Raw genomic sequence first — 16,545 nt, 5'->3', positions numbered from 1 at the left:
GCGACGGGGCGTAACGCGCCCCCGAATGGATCACCCCGCACCCATTTGGCACAGCTCCTGCAAAACCCTTCTCAAGCTGCGCCCCGAGCGCGCTCCACAAAAACAACGAGAAGGTATCCCTGATGGATAACGCCAGCACCCTGCCCAGCGGGGCCGCCGCCGCGCACGCCGCGGAAAAAACCACCGCCAGCCGCCTCAAATCGATCTTCAGTGGTTCCATCGGCAACATGGTCGAATGGTACGACTGGTACGTCTACGCCGCGTTCTCGCTGTACTTCGCCAAAGCGTTCTTCCCCGCCGGCGACACCACCGCACAACTGCTCAATACCGCTGCGATCTTCGCCGTGGGCTTCCTGATGCGCCCGATCGGTGGCTGGCTTATGGGCCTCTACGCCGACCGCAAAGGCCGCAAGGCCGCGCTGATGGCCTCGGTGCTGCTGATGTGCGCCGGCTCCCTGGTCATTGCCCTCACCCCTGGCTACGAGACCATCGGCGTTGCCGCACCGGTTCTGCTGGTGGTCGCGCGCCTGATGCAAGGCCTCTCGGTGGGCGGTGAGTACGGCACCTCGGCCACCTACCTGAGCGAGATGGCCAGCAAGGAACGCCGTGGCTTCTTCTCCAGCTTCCAATACGTGACCCTGATTTCCGGCCAGCTCATCGCCCTGGCGGTGCTGATCATCCTGCAGCAGACCCTCACCACCGAGCAGCTGTATGCCTGGGGCTGGCGTGTACCCTTCGTGATCGGCGCGCTGTGCGCGGTGGTTGCCCTGTACCTGCGCCGTGGCATGGAAGAAACCGCCTCCTTCACCAAGAAAGAGAAGTCCAAAGAGAGCCTGATGCGCACCCTGATGCGCCACCCCAAAGAGCTGATGACCGTGGTCGGCCTGACCATGGGCGGCACCCTGGCCTTCTACACCTACACCACCTACATGCAGAAGTACCTGGTCAACACCGTGGGCATGAGCATCAGCGACTCGACCACCATCTCGGCGGCCACGCTGTTCCTGTTCATGTGCCTGCAGCCGATCATCGGCGGGCTTTCCGACAAGATCGGCCGTCGCCCGATCCTGATCGCCTTCGGTGTGCTCGGCACCCTGTTCACCGTGCCGATCCTCAGCACCCTGCACACCGTGCAGACCTGGTGGGGCGCGTTCTTCCTGATCATGGCCGCGCTGATCATCGTCAGCGGCTATACCTCGATCAACGCCGTGGTCAAAGCCGAGCTGTTCCCCACCGAAATCCGCGCCCTGGGCGTCGGCCTGCCGTACGCGCTGACCGTATCGATCTTCGGCGGTACTGCCGAGTACGTGGCCCTGTGGTTCAAGAGCAACGGCATGGAAACCGGCTTCTACTGGTACGTCACCGGCTGCATCGCCTGCTCGCTGCTGGTATACGCAACCATGAAAGACACCAAGCAGCACTCGCGGATCACCACTGACTGATTGGCTGCACCGCAATGAACAAGGGGCGCTCCGGCTGACGGGGCGCCCCTTTTTATTGGCTGTGATTTGAGCCTGAGCCGAATAGCGGGCTTATTCGGCTCACACAATGAGCCGAATATCTGTCACTCAGGACATCTCCATCGCCCGCTGCGGCTCACGACGCTGGTAGTAGGTGGCCGCCAGCACCAGCACCAGCAGCACCCCGCCCAGCACCATCGACGAACCCACGGTACCGAAGTCCAGCCCGCCCTTCTCGTGGGTCTTGGTCAGCACGTCGCCCAGGGTCGCACCGAATGGGCGAGTGAGCACGAAGGCGATCCAGAACAGCACCACGCCGGAGATTTTCGTCCAGTAGCGGGCAGCCGCCACCACGGCGATTGCCGAACCGATCAGCAGCGCACCGCCGGCGAAGCCCAGCCCCGAATCGTCGGCCAGGTAGTCGCCCAGCGCGGTGCCGAGGGTGTTGGAGAACAGGATCGCCACCCAGTAGAACAGCTCGCCGCTACGGCTCTTGATACGGGTGACATCCAGCGGGTTGCCGCTCAGGCGCCACACCGCAAAGGTCAGCAGCAGGATGCCGATCAGCAGCGCCGAGCCTGTTGCGTAACCCAGCCCCAGGGTGCGGTCCATGAAGTCGGACATGGTGGTGCCGGCAGTGCTGGTGGAGAGGATCACCAGCCAATAGAGCATCGGGTTGTAGCGGCGCGAGTAGAGCTGGGTAACCAGGGTCAGCAGAAACACGCTGATCAGCAACAGCGAGCTCATCGCATAACCAATGTTCAGGGTCATGGACAGCAGGTCGCCCGCCGTCTCGCCGAGTGTGGTAGCGCAGATCTTCATGACCCAGAAGGCCAGGGTGATTTGCGGGAGTTTGTTCATCGTTGTGCCGCTCCAGTTTTTAAGTGCGGCGATGGTGAAGAGCGCTGTCTGAAAAAACGGTTGGAGTTGTATGAAAAAAGCGTTGGTCGCGTACGACGAACGCTCGTGAGCTGTTAATTCGGCATTAATTCCCACCCGCCATGCTTGGCCAACTGAAAAAGCCGCATCGCTCCCATGGCCTGACAAGGCCAGGTACTGCTTTCGGCGAGGGGCAGCCACGCCCATAACAATCGATTTAATCGATTATTTAGCGTTATTTTTTGCGCTTTTTAATCAATTTAATCGGCGTAGCATTGAACCCATAGAAACAAACAACCCACTGATCCACCGGAGCAACGACCATGAAAAACAAACTGATCCTCGCCCTGACCCTCTCGGTTCTGACCACTGGCGCTTTCGCCGAAGACGGTTTCGACCGTACCAGTGCCCACATCTTCGCCGCCGTCCAGAGCCAGTCGAACAGCTACGCAGAAGATGGTTCTGATCGCACCGGTGGCCAACGCTTCGCTGAAGACGGCTTTGACCGCACCAATGGCCAACGCTTCGCCGAAGACGGCTTCGACCGCACCAACGGCCAACGCTTCGCCGAAGACGGCTTCGACCGCACCAACGGCCAACGCTTCGCCGAAGACGGCTTCGACCGCACCAATGGCCAACGCTTCGCTGAAGACGGCTTCGACCGCACCAATGGCCAACGCTTCGCCGAAGACGGCTTCGACCGCACCAACGGCCAACGCTTCGCCGAAAACGGCTTCGACCGCACCAACGCTCACCGCTTCAGCTGATCACTGACAGCGTGCAACCAGCCCGGCTTCGGCCGGGCTTGATCATTTCCAGCCAGGCAAAGCCTTGGCACACTAGGCGCCTCGTTCCCAACCAGGAAGGGCCTCGCGGCCTAGCGCAGATGTACTACTACGAACCCGCCAAAGGCCACGGCCTGCCCCACGACCCGTTCAACGCCATCGTCGGCCCCCGGCCCATCGGCTGGATCTCCAGCCACGACCGCGAAGGCCGCCTGAACCTGGCGCCCTACAGCTTCTTCAACGCCTTCAACTACATCCCGCCGATCATCGGTTTCTGCAGCGTCGGGCGCAAAGACAGCCTGAACAACATCGAGCAGACCGGCGAATTCGTCTGGAACCTGGCCACCCGGCCATTGGCCGAACAAATGAACCAGAGCTGTGCAGCTGTGGCGGCGGAAGTCGACGAGTTCGTCCTCAGCGGCCTTACGCCAGCTGCCTCGAAGGTGGTCAAGGTGCCACGGGTGGGCGAGAGCCCGGTGAGTTTCGAATGCAAGGTGAGCCAGATCGTCCAGCTCAAGCGGGCCGACCAGGAAATGGTGCCCAGTTGGCTGATTCTTGGCGAAGTGGTGGCCGTGCACATTGCCGAACACCTGCTCAAGGATGGCATCTACGACACCGCTGCCGCCGAACCGATCCTGCGTGGCGGCGGCCCGGCGGATTACTTCGCATTGGGCGAGCTGTTCAAGATGAGCCGCCCGCAGGTCTGATCAGAAGATCAGTTCGCCTTCCTCACCCACGCCCTGCAGGCGTTCGAGTTCGGCGCAGGCCGCCGCGTCGGCGGCGATGGCGGAGGTGAACACCTGGCCCTCGAGGACCTTGTGGAAGCGCGGCGCACCGCCCATGTTCAGGGCCTTCACGGCAATCGCCGCGTTGTAGCCGCCGCCTTCCACCGGGACCATCGCCGAAACCGCTTCGAAGTGAGGGAATTCTTTACGTGCCATGCTGCTCTGCGCCTGTGTGATCGAGGGGCGGCATTGTACACCTGACAGGGTTGCCTGTTCCGGCCCCATCGCCGGCAAGCCGGCTCCCACATGCGGCCTTGCCGGCGACAGGGCCGCAAGATCAGGCAAAGGTATGCAGGTCCAGGCTGCTGACCACTTGCGCCTGCACCAGCTCACCGAACACGTTCAGCGTCGGCGAAGCGAAATAGCCACTCATCGCCTGCTGGTCGCACCAGCTGCCGCTGAGCAGCCACAGGTCGGCATCGACTTGCGAGCGCTGCACACTGAACGCCAGGCAACCCGGCGCGCGCCGCGTAGGCTCGAGCAAGTCGCGCAGGCGTACGCCGAGTTCCGCGGAACGACCGTTGCTGGCGCGGATGAACGCCAAATGAGTGACCGGTTGCTGAAGGGTCATGAACGATCTCCTTGAAGCCAGGGGCGAGAAACAGGCTGCCAAGGTTAGGGGCCACCCCTCGCGCGACGTTAGGCCATTACTGCCGGCCGATTGCCTGATCCTGCAGCGCTGCAGGATCAGGCAATCGATCTGCAGCATCCGACTAGCGCCCGGCATTGCCCAAACCTATGCTGCGTCGGTCAGCAGAGGAAACCCGCCATGACCACTCCCCCGCCCCTCGAACCCTCCCTGGAACAGCAGCGCCAGGAGCTGGCCGGGCTGATCCTGCGCCATGCCGGTGAACCCTATGGCCCGGCCTCGCCCATCGAAGACCTCTACCTCACCTGCTACCGCGAGGATATTCGCGGCATGCCCGCCCTGGCCCAGCCGGCCTTGTGCGTGTTGGCCCAGGGCAGCAAGACCCTGATCCTGGGCGATGAGCACTATGCCTACGACCCACTGAACTACATGGTGGTGTCGGTGACCCTGCCGATCAGCGGCGCGCTGCTCAAAGCCAGCCCGGAACACCCGGCCCTGGGCCTGCGGCTGGACATCGACCCGGCGCAGATCAGCCAGCTGATCGCCGAAAGCAGCCCGATGGTGGTGCCCAACCTGCCTTCCGGCCGCGGCCTGTTCGTCGAAAAAAGCGACCCGCAGCTGCTGGATGCCCTGCTGCGCCTGATCCGCCTGCTGGATACGCCGCGCGATATCCCGATCCTCGCGCCGCTGATCCGCCGCGAGATTCTCTACCGCCTGCTGCGCGGGCCGCAGGGCCACCGCCTGTACGAGATCGCCCTGTCCAACAGCCAGACCCACCGGGTGTGCCAGGCAATCAGCTGGCTCAACCAGCATTACCAGCAACCGCTGCGCATCGAAGACCTGGCGCGCGAAGTGAACCTCAGCACCTCGACCCTGCACCACCGCTTCAAGGCGGTGACTTCGATGAGCCCGTTGCAGTACCAGAAGCAGTTGCGCCTGCAAGAGGCGCGGCGGCTGATGCTCAATGACGGGCTGGAAGCGGCGGTGGCGGGGTATCGGGTGGGGTATGAGAGCCCGTCGCAGTTCAGCCGTGAATACAGCCGGCTGTATGGCGCGCCGCCGATCAGAGATGTGGCGCGGTTGCGTGCCAGCGCTGGCTGAGTGAATCCATCGCGGGGCAAGCCCGCTCCCACGATCTGGTGCTTTCCGAATCGTGGGAGCGGGCTTGCCCCGCGATGGCTCTCAACGGCTTATCCCACCACTGCAGCCTGCCACTGCCCCTGATCCACCTGGATCAGCGTCGGCCCCCGGCGCTCCACCGCCCGACCCAGCGCCGCCTGCAGCTGCGCGACATCACCCACGTTCTCGGCCTCGGCCCCCAACGCCCGCGCCACACCGACGAAGTCAGGGGTGTGGATATCCACGCCCACGGGCTCGATATCCCGGTTGACCATGTACTTCTTGATTTCCTCATACCCCTGGTTGTTCCACAGCAGCACGATCAGCGGCACCTGCGCTTCCACCGCGCTGGCCAGTTCCGGCAGGGTGAACTGCAGGCCGCCGTCACCGATCAGGCACACCGCCGGCGCTCGCCGGGCGGGCACTTCGGCGCTGCCCAGCCAGGCGCCCATGGCGGCAGGCAAGGCATAGCCGAGGGTGCCGTAGCCGGTCGACGCATTGAACCAGCGGCGTGGCTGAGCCATGTCCAGGGTCAGGTTGCCGGTGTACACCGGCTGGGTCGAATCACCGACCAGGATGGCATTGGGCAAGGTTTCCAGGATGCCGGTCAGCAGGCGCGTCTGGCTCAGTGTCACTGGGTCCCAGGTCGCCGCATTGTCCTGGCGCAGACGCGCGGCACGCGCGGCGCCCCACTCGCTGTCGCGGGGTGGCTGCGGTTGCGCTTGCAGGGCAGCGAGCAGCGCCTCGGCGGCCTGCTCGGCATCGGCCACCAGCGCCAGCTCGGGCAGGTAGTTACGCACGGTCTGGTCCGGGTCGATATCGATGCGCAGCAGGCTGCCGGGGATCTCAAAGCCGCCCTTGAAGGTCACGTCGTAATCGGTCTCAGCCAGCTCGGTGCCGATGGCCAGCACCACATCGGCCTCGGCGACCAGCGCGCGGGTAGCCGGCAGCGTCTGGGTCGAACCGATCTGCAATGGGTGGTTCGCCGGCAGCAGCCCCTTGGCATTGATGGTCAGCGCCACTGGCGCCTGCAAGTGCTCGGCCAGACGGGCCAGCGCTGCGCCGGCGGCCAACGCACCACCGCCGGCGAGAATCAGTGGCCGACGCGCCTTGGCCAGGCGCTCGGCCATCTGCCGCACCGCCTGCGGCGCAGCGCCCGCGCGGCTGGTGCGCACTGGGCGTGCCGCCAGCAGGTGATCGGCAGGCTCGACCAGCACGTCCAGCGGAATCTCGATATGCACCGGGCGTGGCCGCGCGCCATCGAACACGGCAAAGGCCCGGGCCAACACCTGGGGCAGGTCATCGGCGCTCATCAGCGTTTGCGAGAAGGCTGCCACGCCCGCGACCAGGGCGGACTGGTTGGGCAGCTCATGCAACTTGCCGCGCCCGCCGCCGAGCTGGCTGCGCGACTGCACGCTGGAGATCACCAGCATCGGGATCGAGTCGGCATAGGCCTGGCCCATGGCGGTGGTGATATTGGTCATGCCTGGGCCGGTGATGATGAAGCACACCCCCGGTTTGCCGCGTGTGCGCGAGTAGCCGTCGGCCATGAACCCGGCGCCTTGCTCGTGGCGCGGGGTGATGTGGCGGATGGACGACGCCGCCAGGCCACGGTACAGCTCAACGGTATGCACACCGGGAATACCAAAGACATGGTCAACGCCATAGTCTTCGAGGAGTTTGACCAACACTTCGCCGCAGGTTGCCATGATCGAATACCCGAATCTTGTTGAAATCGGTGTTCATGGAACCAATCCGCGGCTACCGCCACAATGCAAAAAAACACATACTAGCCATGACTTCACATCATGGCTTACCACGATGAAACGGCTACCCCCCCTGCCCGCCCTGCATACTTTCCTGGTTACCGCCCAGCACTGCAATTTCACCCGCGCCGCGCAGCAGCTGCATCTCACCCAGGGTGCGGTCAGCAGGCAGGTCGCCGGGCTCGAGGAGCACCTGGGCTACCCGTTGTTCCAGCGCCAGGCGCGTGGCCTGGCACTGACCCGCGAAGGGCAGGACTGGCTGCCGCGGGTGCAACAGATCTTCGCCCTGGTCGAGCAAGGCGTGCGCGAGGTGGGCGGGCGCAGCAGCACGTTGCAGCTCAAGGCGCCAACCTGCGTGATGCGCTGGCTGTTGCCACGCCTGATGGAGTGGCAGGCCTTGCGCCCGGACGTGCCGGTGGAGCTGACCACCACGGTGCAGCACGGGGTGGACTTCCGCCATGAAGGTTTCGATGCCGCCGTGGTGTATGGCGCCGTGCCGAACCATGGGCTGCAGGTGCGCAAACTGTTCGATGAACAACTCACGCCGGTCTGCGCGCCCTCGCTGCTGAACGGGCCATTGCCGTTGCAGCAGTTGCAGGACCTGTCGCGGCACATGCTGCTGCACCCCTCGCGGGACGAACATGACTGGCGGTTGTGGTTGCAGGCGGCGGGAGCCGGGTTCGAGCCGCAAGGGCCGAAGCAGCACTTCGAGACCCTGGACATGGCGATGGCCATGGCTTCGCAGGGCACGGGGATCGCCATCGGCGATTGGGCGCTGATCGGCGATGACCTACGCAGCGGGCGGCTGTGCATGCCGTTCGGGCTGAAGGTGACGACCGGGAAAGGGTATTACCTGGTGAGCCCGTCGAAGACCATGGCGGCGGGGTTGGTCGAATTGATGGAGTGGCTGCAGGAGCGTGCCAGGCACTAGAACACCAGGGGCGCGTTGCGCCCCCGCTGCCACGAGTAGGAACATGAGCCTTGTGCTGCTTGCTCTGACCTCATCGCCGGCAAGCCGGCTCTCACATGGATCGTGTGCCTCTCAAGGCCGGCACTGTACCTGTGGGAGCCGGCTTGCCGGCGATAGGGCCAATACAGGCGACTCAGTAACCGACGGTGAACCGCGTCTTCGAGTGCGCCGGCTTCTCCAGCTCATCGATCATCGCGATCGCATAGTCGGCAAAGGTGATCCAGCTCTTGCCCTCGGCACCGATCAACAGGTGATCCTTGCCCAGTTTGTAGTGCCCGCTGCGCTCCCCCTCGACGAACTCCGCCGACGGCGACAGGAAGGTCCAGTCCAGTGCCGATTCCTGACGCAAGGCATCGAGGAAGCGCACGCCGCCATTGGCCTCAGCCTTGTAGGCCTCGGGGAAATCCGGGCTGTCGATCACCCGCTGCCCGGACGGCAGCAGCAGGCTACCGGCACCGCCCACCACCAGCAAGCGCTTCACGCCGGCGCGCTTGACCGGCTCGATGACGGCCTGGGGTTCAAGGGTGGAGAAATGCGCGGCGCTCAGCACCGCGTCGCAGCCGCTGATCGCCGCCTGCAGGGCAGCGCTGTCCTTGGCGTCCAACGCCTTGACGGTGACGCCTTCCCGGCCTTGCAGCTTCGATGGATCACGGGCGATGGCGACCACGCTGTGGCCACGGCGCAGGGCTTCTTCTAGCAGTTGGCTGCCGGCACGCCCGGTGGCGCCGATGATTGCGATCTTGCTCATGGGAAACACTCCAACAGGTTGAATGGGATTACCACTTCATCTCGCCCTTGGCGACCTTGGCCCCTAGTTCCAGGGAGCTTTCGTCGGCCAGGTTCGGGTAGCGCTTTTTCATCGCCGCGATCAGTGCGTCGGCGTTGCCGGCCTTGGCGGTTTCGGTATCGAAGTCACGAATGTAGTTGGCGGTGAAGCGCACGGCCTCCAGCGAACGGCTGCTGTCGCCCAGGTAGTGCCCGGGGACCACGGTACGCGGCGCCAGTTGCTCGATCCTGGCCAGGGTCCCCAGCCAGTCGGCGTGGGATTGCGCGGTCTGGGTGTCGGCCATCCACACATGGATGTGCTCGGACACCACCACACCCCCCACCACGGCCTTGATCGACGGGATCCAGACGAAGCTGCGGTCCGGCTGCGGGCCGTCCAGGCCGACGACTTCCAGCGCCTGGCCTTCAAGCTTCAGCTGATTGCCGTCGAGCACTTGTGGCACGACCAGCTTGGCCGGTTTGTCGGCGCCCATTTGCGGGCCCCAGTAGGCGAGCTTGGCATCCATGGTTTTGCGGATATGGGCAACCGTGGCGGCCGACGCGACCACTCGGGCCTTGGGGAACGCCTGGGTGAGCGTGTCCAGGCCGAAGTAGTAGTCCGGGTCGCCGTGGCTGATATAGATGGTGGTCAGCTGCTTGCCGCTCTTGCGCAGGCGCTCGACCACCTGCTCGGCCTGGCCCTTGCCGAATTGCGCATCGACCAGGATCGCGTCGTGTTCGCCACTGACGATCACCGAACTGACTGGGAAGATGGCGTCGTGGCCAGGGTTGTAGACATCGAGCTTGAGCGGTTCGCCAGCCATGGCCTGGCCAGCGAGGGTGACGCAGGCCAGCAGCAGGCCGCGCAGGGGCGTGAACAGTGACATCGTTGCTTCCTGATGAGTGAGTCGATGGAGCACAGCTTAGTTGCCCGATTCAATACAAAAAATGCGATGCTGCGACATAGTTCATTTCTGAAATCGGGCAAATCATGGACCGTCTGAACGCCATGCGCGTATTCGTCACCGTCGTCGACCTGGGCAGCCAGTCTGCGGCGGCGGATCACCTGGAGCTTTCCCGGCCAGTGGTGTCGCGCTACCTGGCGGAGCTGGAGGACTGGGTCGGCGCCCGGCTGATGCAGCGCACCACGCGCAAGCTCAGCCTGACCGCCGCCGGGCAGGAGACATTGCCGCGCTGCCGGCAATTGCTGGAACTGGCCGGCGACCTGCAACACGCCGTGCGCCAGCCCGATGATGCCCCCCGCGGCGAGCTGCGCATCAGCGTCAGCACCTCGTTCGGCCAGGCTCAGCTGGTGGATGCGCTGGCGGCCTACGTCAAGCGCTACCCCGGGGTGAAGGTGGAGCTGCAGATGCTCGATCGCACCGTCAACCTGGTGGACGAACGCATCGACCTGGCGATCCGCACCAGCAACGACGTCGACCCCAACCTGATCGCCCGGCGCCTGAGCGTGTGTCGCTCGGTGGTCTGCGCCAGCCCCGCGTACCTGCGCGAACACGGAACACCTGCGCGGGTGGAGGATCTGAGCGGGCACAACTGTCTGACCCATGCCTATTTCGGCCATAGCCTGTGGCATTTCGAGGTGGGCGGGCAGAGTGTCGCCGTGCCGGTACAGGGCAATATCAGCGCCAACGAGGCCATGACCCTGCAGAAGGCTGCGCTGGCCAGCGCCGGTATCGCCATGCTGCCCACCTACCAGGCGGCCAGTGCGCTGCGCAGCGGCGAACTGGTGCGCCTGTTGCCCGAGGCACGGCCACGGGAGCTGAACCTGAACGCGGTGTACACGTCGCGCAAGCACATGCCGGCGACCTTGCGCAGCATGCTGGATTTTTTGGTGGAGCGGTTTGGGGATGAGCCGGAGTGGGATCGGGGGTTGGGGCTTTAGGGGTGGGTGGGTGCCAGGTGTGGGGCGATAGCCTTGCAGCGTCTATCAGATCGAGCGCCGCCCGCGCGGCGCTTCGCGGGTAAACCCGCTCCCACAGTTTGTTTTGGGCCAATGAGTCCTGTGAAAGTACCGCTGCCCGCTTTGGTGTATGTCTTGAGCCCTGTGAGGCAGCCTAGGCGCCCACGCTGAAATTGTGCCGAGCAAACAAGGCGGACCAGGCAATGGCACAGGAGAGACTGGCCCGAAACAAACTGTGGGAGCGGGTTTACCCGCGAAGCGCCGCGCGGGCGGCGCTCGATCTCATAGGCGCTGCAAATCGTGAACGGTTCACCCCGCCAGCACGCGGTCCCACCGGCAATGATGCCAGTGCAGATATCCAAGCCGGGCCTATGCTTACCGTTATCACCTGTTACAACAACAGGAGGTAAGCACCATGAGTATCAAGTCCAGGCGTTGCGCGCTGGTCTTCGCCTTGGCCGCCGTCGTAGGGCTCTACGGTTCGGCCTGTTGGCGGGTGGAGCTGCTGCGCAGCCAACCCAACACCGCAGCCAGTTGCGCGCAGGAACACTGCGTGCCCCACACCGCAACCTTGAGTGCCGTCAGATAAAGCGACGGCGCCGCGCGCCGGTCACTCCTCGACGCTCATGTATTCCTTGGCCCAACGGATGTAGTCCTCCGGCTGGGTGTAGGTGTGCGAGAGCTCGGTGGCGGTGAGGCTGTCCGACTTGTGCTGCTGGCCACGCTGCAGGCGCAGGCAGTCGTAGGTGGCCTTGATCGCGGCGAAGTAGGCGGCGTGGCCGTCGACCACGATACGCACGCCCAGGCGCGCCAGGCGCTCGTCGTCACGCAGGTTCGGGTTGCCGTAGGTGACCAACATCAACGGCACGTTCAGGTGCTCGGCGATCTGCTCCAATTGCTCGAAGTCCTTGACCCCCACCATGCAGATGCCATCGGCGCCGGCCTTCTGGTAGCTCTGGGTGCGCACGATGATTTCTTCGGTGCTCAGCACCCCGGCGTTGGTCCGGGCGATGATCGCCATGGCCGAGTCGACGCGGGCCTCCAGGGCAGCGCGGATCTTGCCGACGCCCTCTTCCACCGGGATCAGGTCAGTGGACTTGCGGCCGAACTGAGCCGGCAGCAAGGTATCCTCGATGGTCAGGGCGGCAACCCCGGCACGCTCCAGTTCGATCACCGTGCGCATGACGTTGAGGGCATTGCCGTAGCCATGGTCGGCATCGGCGAGTACCGGCAGTTGGGCAACGCGGCCGATACGGGTGGCTTGCTCGACGAACTCGCTGAGGGTGATCAGGGCAAAGTCCGGCGCAGCCAGTACCTGCAACGAGGCAACCGAACCGCCGAGAATGCCGACTTCAAAGCCAAGGTCGGCGGCGATGCGCGCAGACATGGGGTCGAAGACCGAAGCGGTGTGATAGCACGAACCTGAAGCGAGCAGTTCGCGGAAGGCAAAACGCAGATCGTGGTGGGAAGCCTTGGGCATGATCACTCCGCTTGTAATAAGAAATGTTGAACGGCTGACAACCGACCCCTGTATCGGGTCTACCTGACTGATCCAACCGTCGCCATCGGTGCGGTCATGCTCGTCATGCAGGCAGAGGAATAAAAGGTGTGGAAATACAGCAACGCGAAACCCTGCGGCAAAACGCTGCACCATGCTGGTGCAGGCCCCGGATTTCAGCCTCTGCGGCCTTTGCACGATATCACGCAGCCATGCAGCACTGGATGAATGCGCCAATGCCGATCTTGCATAGGGGATGCACAGAGTACATAGGAAGCTACTCAACTCAGGTTACAATCTGGCCACTCCGAATGAGCTGATCACCACCAGGTAGCCACCGTGACCGCCGCCCTGCCCCCTACCGTTCTGCGCAGCGTACTGACCGCCCTGATGCTGGCGATCTTCCTCGGCGCCCTCGACCAGACCATCGTCGCCGTGTCGCTGCCGGCGATTTCCGCCCAGTTCAACGATGTCGGCCTGCTGGCCTGGGTCATCTCCGGCTACATGGTGGCCATGACCATCGCCGTGCCGATCTACGGCAAGCTCGGCGACCTGTATGGCCGGCGGCGCATGATCCTCACCGGCACCGCGCTGTTCACCCTCGCCTCGATCGCCTGCGGCCTGGCCCAGGACATGCCGCAGCTGGTGCTGGCGCGGGTGCTGCAGGGCATCGGCGCAGGCGGCATGGTGTCGGTGAGCCAGGCGATCATCGGCGACTTCGTGCCGCCGCGCGAACGCGGCCGCTACCAAGGCTATTTCAGCAGCATGTACGCCCTGGCCAGTGTCGCCGGGCCGGTGCTGGGCGGGTGGCTGACCGAGTACCTGTCGTGGCGCTGGGTGTTCTGGATCAACCTGCCGCTGGGGCTGGTAGCGCTGTGGGCGATCCACCGTGCCCTCGACGGGTTGTCGGTGAAGCGCCGCGAGGTACAGGTGGACTACCTGGGCGCGGTATTGATGATCATTGGCCTGGGCTGCCTGCTGCTGGGCATCACCCTGGTCGGCCAGGGGCATGCCTGGCAGTCGACACCGGTACTGTTACTGCTGGGCTGCGCGCTGCTCGGGCTGCTGGTGTTCGTCACCCACGAGCGGCGTTGCCGTGAGCCACTGCTGCCGATGAGCCTGTTCGGCAACCGGGTCGCGGTGCTGTGCTGGTGCGTGATCTTCTTCGCCAGCTTCCAGTCGATATCGCTGACCATGCTCATGCCCCTGCGTTACCAGGGCATCACCGGGGCCGGCGCCGACAGCGCCGCACTGCACCTGCTGCCACTGGCCATGGGGCTGCCTATCGGCGCGTTCACCGGTGGGCGCATGACCAGCCGCACCGGGCGCTTCAAGCCGCAGATCCTGACCGGCGCGCTGCTGATGCCGGTTGCCATCGCCGCCATGGCCCTGACACCACCGCAATCGGGTTGGCTCAGCGCGCTGTTCATGCTGCTGACCGGGATCGCCTGCGGGTTGCAGTTCCCCACCTCGCTGGTGGGTACCCAGAGTGCAGTGGAGGCGAAGGACATCGGCGTGGCCACCAGCACCACCAACCTGTTCCGTTCGCTGGGTGGGGCCATGGGGGTGGCGTGCATGTCCAGCCTGCTGCTGGCGTTGTTGCAACAGGGTGGTTTCGAGCTGCTGGGCAATCCCCTGCTGGGTAGCCTCAAGGCAGGCGAGGCGGATCCTGAGACCCAGGCGCGGTTGCTGGAAACGTTCAGGAATCTGTTGCTGGCCAGTGCAGGGGTTTCGCTGCTTGGGTTGCTGGCGGCGCTGGCGTTGCCGGATCGGCAGTTGCGCGGGCGGTGAGATCGCCGGGGGCGCTTCGCCCCCCTTTCGCGGCACAAGGCCGCTCCTACAGAGGTACGCGATCCCTTGTAGGAGCGGCCTTGTGCCGCGAATGGGCTGCGCGGCAGCCCCGGTTGTTAATCCCTATTTAATGCCGAGCAACCCAAACTTCCTCACAATCCTTCACAAAGTGTCATTTGCGCAGGCTTGGGCTCAAGCGCAGCATATCCAGCCCGGTGTCCACCCACTTTTCGGCATCGCGCAGCAGGTCGAAACTGTCCGGCAGCAGCAACCAGCGCCCGATCAGGCCATCGACGTAGGCAAACATCGCCACGGCAGCACGATCGCAATCGAGGTCGGCAGGCAATTGCCCGCGTCTCACGGCATTGGTCAGGGTCAGGGCGATGCCTACATGGCAGTCGAGTACCGCGCTTTGGCGTTGCTGGCGAATCTCACACATGTCGTCGGTGAATTCGCACTTGTGGTGCAGGATTTCATTGATACGCCGGGTTCGGGCATCCAGCACCAGTTGGTTGAACACTTGCAGTAACAATTTGCGCATGCAACCCAGCGGGTCGAGTTCATCCTCGCTCTCACTGGCCCGGGCCAGGTGGTCGTGGGTTTCGTGCAGGCAGTCGAGCAGCGCCTGGACCAAATCGGCCTTGTTGCTGAAATGCCAGTAGATCGCGCCACGGGTCACCCCCGCGAGCTCAGCGATATCGGCCAGTGTGGTTCGCGCAACCCCGCGCTTGTAGAAGGCCTTTTCCGCCGCCTCGATGATCTGGGCGCGGGTTTCCTGGGCTTCTTCTTTGGTTCGACGGACCATGGCAACACAACCTCTTCAGGCCCCGCACGCACTTCTGGCGGGCGGGAATCAGGCCGGGGTCGCCTCTTCAGGGGCCGTTCCCGGGGTAATTGAGCGGTTCGCGGTGGGGGGATGCAATCCACCGGCGGTGTTTACAAACAAGCATGAATGTAAGTATATTCGGTAGCAAGCTATTAATCCACCGGATAGCGTTTTTCTGACAAGACACTTCCACTATTCTTGAGCTCCCTTGCTCCAGCGACCCGAGGATCCTCATGCAATTCAAGCCAGCCGTAACCGCCCTGGTTTCCGCCGTGGCCCTGGCAACCCTGCTCAGTGGCTGTAAGAAAGAAGAAGCCGCGCCTGCGCCGCAGGCTCCTCTGGTCGGCGTCGTCACCGTTCAACCCCAGTCCTTCACCCTGACCTCGGAACTGCCGGGGCGCACCACGGCCTACCGCATCGCCGAAGTCCGCCCGCAGGTCAATGGCATCATCCTCAAGCGCCTGTTCAAGGAAGGCAGCGACGTCAAGGAAGGGCAGCAGCTCTACCAGATCGACCCCGCCGTCTACGAGGCCAACCTGGCCAACGCCCAGGCCAACCTGCAGGCTACCCGCTCGCTGGCCGAACGCTACAAGCAGCTGATCGACGAGCAGGCCGTCTCCAAGCAGGAATACGACGACGCCAATGCCAAACGATTGCAGGCCGAGGCAGCGCTCAAGAGCGCCCAGATCGACCTGCGCTACACCAAGGTACTGGCACCGATCAGCGGTCGCGTCGGCCGTTCCTCGGTCACCGAAGGCGCGCTGGTGAGCAATGGCCAGACCAACGCCATGGCCACCATCCAGCAACTCGACCCGGTCTACGTCGACGTCACCCAGTCCACCGCCGAGCTGCTCAAGCTGCGCCGTGACCTGGAAAGCGGCCAGTTGCAGAAGGCCGGTGACAACGCCGCGCAAGTGCAGCTGGTGCTCGAAGACGGCAGCCTGTTCAAACAGCAAGGCCGCCTGGAGTTCTCGGAGGTCGCGGTCGACGAAACCACCGGTTCCGTGACCCTGCGCGCGATCTTCCCCAACCCCGACCACACCCTGCTGCCGGGCATGTTCGTGCACGCCCGCCTCAAGGCCGGGGTCAATGCCAACGCCATCCTGGTCCCGCAACAGGGCGTGACCCGCGACCTCAAGGGCGCGCCGACCGCACTGGTGGTCAACCAGGAAAACAAGGTCGAACTGCGCCAGCTCAAGGCCAGCCGTACCCTGGGCAGCGACTGGCTGATCGAGGAAGGCCTGAACCCGGGTGACCGCCTGATTACCGAAGGCCTGCAATACGTACGCCCAGGCGTCGAGGTCAAGGTCAGCGAAGCCACCAACGTCAAGAAGCCGGCCGGCCCCGATCAGGCCAACGCGGCGAAAGCAGACGCCAAAGCGGAGTAAACC

Annotated in this window: 17 protein-coding genes; 9 read left to right on the top strand and 8 right to left on the bottom strand. The window is 64.1% G+C overall.

Annotated elements, in window-relative coordinates; genetic code table 11:
• Positions 1-122 precede the first annotated feature (122 nt).
• Positions 123-1,442: an MFS transporter gene (locus tag LOY51_RS05355; protein ID WP_258645111.1), complete on the top strand. Its 1,320-nt coding sequence runs from the start codon at positions 123-125 to the stop codon at positions 1,440-1,442.
• Positions 1,443-1,568: 126 nt separating this feature from the next.
• On the opposite strand, the gene LOY51_RS05350 is transcribed toward LOY51_RS05355, so the two are convergent.
• Positions 1,569-2,321: a COG4705 family protein gene (locus LOY51_RS05350; protein ID WP_258645109.1), complete on the bottom strand. Its 753-nt coding sequence runs from the start codon at positions 2,319-2,321 to the stop codon at positions 1,569-1,571.
• A 341-nt stretch (positions 2,322-2,662) separates the two neighbouring features.
• On the opposite strand from LOY51_RS05350, the gene LOY51_RS05345 reads away from it, so the two are divergent.
• Both LOY51_RS05345 and LOY51_RS05340 read left to right on the top strand, forming a co-directional pair.
• Positions 2,663-3,106, top strand: coding sequence for a heme utilization protein (locus LOY51_RS05345; RefSeq protein WP_258645107.1), 444 nt, complete (start codon positions 2,663-2,665; stop codon positions 3,104-3,106).
• A gap of 119 nt (positions 3,107-3,225) precedes the next feature.
• The gene (locus LOY51_RS05340) at positions 3,226-3,831 is read left to right on the top strand and encodes a flavin reductase family protein (protein WP_125462782.1); all 606 of its coding nucleotides are present in this window, start codon (positions 3,226-3,228) and stop codon (positions 3,829-3,831) included.
• Here LOY51_RS05340 and LOY51_RS05335 read toward each other — a convergent pair whose 3' ends face one another.
• Both LOY51_RS05335 and LOY51_RS05330 read right to left on the bottom strand, forming a co-directional pair.
• Positions 3,832-4,065: a hypothetical protein gene (locus tag LOY51_RS05335; RefSeq protein ID WP_110993798.1), complete on the bottom strand. Its 234-nt coding sequence runs from the start codon at positions 4,063-4,065 to the stop codon at positions 3,832-3,834.
• A 121-nt stretch (positions 4,066-4,186) separates the two neighbouring features.
• Complete coding sequence (locus tag LOY51_RS05330; RefSeq protein WP_110993751.1) at positions 4,187-4,480, bottom strand: antibiotic biosynthesis monooxygenase family protein; 294 nt, start codon at positions 4,478-4,480, stop codon at positions 4,187-4,189.
• A 198-nt stretch (positions 4,481-4,678) separates the two neighbouring features.
• On the opposite strand from LOY51_RS05330, the gene LOY51_RS05325 reads away from it, so the two are divergent.
• Positions 4,679-5,599: an AraC family transcriptional regulator gene (locus LOY51_RS05325; RefSeq protein ID WP_258645101.1), complete on the top strand. Its 921-nt coding sequence runs from the start codon at positions 4,679-4,681 to the stop codon at positions 5,597-5,599.
• Positions 5,600-5,688: 89 nt separating this feature from the next.
• Here LOY51_RS05325 and LOY51_RS05320 read toward each other — a convergent pair whose 3' ends face one another.
• Positions 5,689-7,326: a 5-guanidino-2-oxopentanoate decarboxylase gene (locus LOY51_RS05320; RefSeq protein WP_125462781.1), complete on the bottom strand. Its 1,638-nt coding sequence runs from the start codon at positions 7,324-7,326 to the stop codon at positions 5,689-5,691.
• Positions 7,327-7,438: 112 nt separating this feature from the next.
• Between LOY51_RS05320 and LOY51_RS05315 the strand changes: the two genes are divergently transcribed.
• Positions 7,439-8,314, top strand: coding sequence for a LysR substrate-binding domain-containing protein (locus LOY51_RS05315; protein ID WP_258645100.1), 876 nt, complete (start codon positions 7,439-7,441; stop codon positions 8,312-8,314).
• A gap of 172 nt (positions 8,315-8,486) precedes the next feature.
• On the opposite strand, the gene LOY51_RS05310 is transcribed toward LOY51_RS05315, so the two are convergent.
• Together LOY51_RS05310 and LOY51_RS05305 are read right to left on the bottom strand one after the other, a co-directional pair.
• Positions 8,487-9,101: an NAD(P)-dependent oxidoreductase gene (locus LOY51_RS05310; RefSeq protein ID WP_125857579.1), complete on the bottom strand. Its 615-nt coding sequence runs from the start codon at positions 9,099-9,101 to the stop codon at positions 8,487-8,489.
• A gap of 28 nt (positions 9,102-9,129) precedes the next feature.
• Positions 9,130-10,005: an MBL fold metallo-hydrolase gene (locus LOY51_RS05305; protein ID WP_258645099.1), complete on the bottom strand. Its 876-nt coding sequence runs from the start codon at positions 10,003-10,005 to the stop codon at positions 9,130-9,132.
• Positions 10,006-10,109: 104 nt separating this feature from the next.
• Between LOY51_RS05305 and LOY51_RS05300 the strand changes: the two genes are divergently transcribed.
• Together LOY51_RS05300 and LOY51_RS05295 are read left to right on the top strand one after the other, a co-directional pair.
• A complete protein-coding gene (locus LOY51_RS05300; RefSeq protein ID WP_125857577.1) occupies positions 10,110-11,021 on the top strand; it encodes a LysR family transcriptional regulator in 912 nt (303 codons plus the stop codon).
• 433 nt (positions 11,022-11,454) lie between these two features.
• Positions 11,455-11,628, top strand: coding sequence for a hypothetical protein (locus LOY51_RS05295; RefSeq protein ID WP_189654521.1), 174 nt, complete (start codon positions 11,455-11,457; stop codon positions 11,626-11,628).
• A gap of 21 nt (positions 11,629-11,649) precedes the next feature.
• Here the strand turns inward: LOY51_RS05295 and LOY51_RS05290 are convergent, their stop codons facing one another.
• Entirely contained in the window at positions 11,650-12,519 is an 870-nt protein-coding gene (locus tag LOY51_RS05290; protein WP_125462776.1) for an oxaloacetate decarboxylase, read from the bottom strand.
• A 357-nt stretch (positions 12,520-12,876) separates the two neighbouring features.
• Between LOY51_RS05290 and LOY51_RS05285 the strand changes: the two genes are divergently transcribed.
• Entirely contained in the window at positions 12,877-14,328 is a 1,452-nt protein-coding gene (locus tag LOY51_RS05285; protein ID WP_258645096.1) for an MDR family MFS transporter, read from the top strand.
• A 172-nt stretch (positions 14,329-14,500) separates the two neighbouring features.
• Here the strand turns inward: LOY51_RS05285 and LOY51_RS05280 are convergent, their stop codons facing one another.
• Positions 14,501-15,133, bottom strand: a complete 633-nt coding sequence (locus LOY51_RS05280) for a TetR family transcriptional regulator (RefSeq protein ID WP_258645094.1) — start codon at positions 15,131-15,133, stop codon at positions 14,501-14,503.
• Positions 15,134-15,387: 254 nt separating this feature from the next.
• Here LOY51_RS05280 and ttgA point away from each other — a divergent pair, with 254 nt between their 5' ends.
• A complete protein-coding gene (gene ttgA, locus LOY51_RS05275) occupies positions 15,388-16,542 on the top strand; it encodes a toluene efflux RND transporter periplasmic adaptor subunit TtgA (RefSeq protein ID WP_125857575.1) in 1,155 nt (384 codons plus the stop codon).
• Positions 16,543-16,545 lie beyond the last annotated feature (3 nt).

It is taken from the genome of Pseudomonas sichuanensis (genome assembly GCF_024749065.1).
In the GTDB taxonomy this organism is placed as follows: Bacteria; Pseudomonadota; Gammaproteobacteria; order Pseudomonadales; family Pseudomonadaceae; genus Aquipseudomonas; species Aquipseudomonas sichuanensis.
Note: the sequence above shows the minus strand (reverse complement) of the source record. Positions and strands in the feature narration are given on the sequence as shown.

Bases quoted from the DNA above. Each gene is read 5' to 3' on its own strand.
- LOY51_RS05355 (WP_258645111.1), top strand. From the start codon at position 123: ATGGATAACGCCAGCACCCTGCCCAGCGGGGCCGCCGCCGCGCACGCC.
- LOY51_RS05350 (WP_258645109.1), bottom strand. From the start codon at position 2,321: ATGAACAAACTCCCGCAAATCACCCTGGCCTTCTGGGTCATGAAGATC.
- LOY51_RS05345 (WP_258645107.1), top strand. From the start codon at position 2,663: ATGAAAAACAAACTGATCCTCGCCCTGACCCTCTCGGTTCTGACCACT.
- LOY51_RS05340 (WP_125462782.1), top strand. From the start codon at position 3,226: ATGTACTACTACGAACCCGCCAAAGGCCACGGCCTGCCCCACGACCCG.
- LOY51_RS05335 (WP_110993798.1), bottom strand. From the start codon at position 4,065: ATGGCACGTAAAGAATTCCCTCACTTCGAAGCGGTTTCGGCGATGGTC.
- LOY51_RS05330 (WP_110993751.1), bottom strand. From the start codon at position 4,480: ATGACCCTTCAGCAACCGGTCACTCATTTGGCGTTCATCCGCGCCAGC.
- LOY51_RS05325 (WP_258645101.1), top strand. From the start codon at position 4,679: ATGACCACTCCCCCGCCCCTCGAACCCTCCCTGGAACAGCAGCGCCAG.
- LOY51_RS05320 (WP_125462781.1), bottom strand. From the start codon at position 7,326: ATGGCAACCTGCGGCGAAGTGTTGGTCAAACTCCTCGAAGACTATGGC.
- LOY51_RS05315 (WP_258645100.1), top strand. From the start codon at position 7,439: ATGAAACGGCTACCCCCCCTGCCCGCCCTGCATACTTTCCTGGTTACC.
- LOY51_RS05310 (WP_125857579.1), bottom strand. From the start codon at position 9,101: ATGAGCAAGATCGCAATCATCGGCGCCACCGGGCGTGCCGGCAGCCAA.
- LOY51_RS05305 (WP_258645099.1), bottom strand. From the start codon at position 10,005: ATGTCACTGTTCACGCCCCTGCGCGGCCTGCTGCTGGCCTGCGTCACC.
- LOY51_RS05300 (WP_125857577.1), top strand. From the start codon at position 10,110: ATGGACCGTCTGAACGCCATGCGCGTATTCGTCACCGTCGTCGACCTG.
- LOY51_RS05295 (WP_189654521.1), top strand. From the start codon at position 11,455: ATGAGTATCAAGTCCAGGCGTTGCGCGCTGGTCTTCGCCTTGGCCGCC.
- LOY51_RS05290 (WP_125462776.1), bottom strand. From the start codon at position 12,519: ATGCCCAAGGCTTCCCACCACGATCTGCGTTTTGCCTTCCGCGAACTG.
- LOY51_RS05280 (WP_258645094.1), bottom strand. From the start codon at position 15,133: ATGGTCCGTCGAACCAAAGAAGAAGCCCAGGAAACCCGCGCCCAGATC.
- ttgA (WP_125857575.1), top strand. From the start codon at position 15,388: ATGCAATTCAAGCCAGCCGTAACCGCCCTGGTTTCCGCCGTGGCCCTG.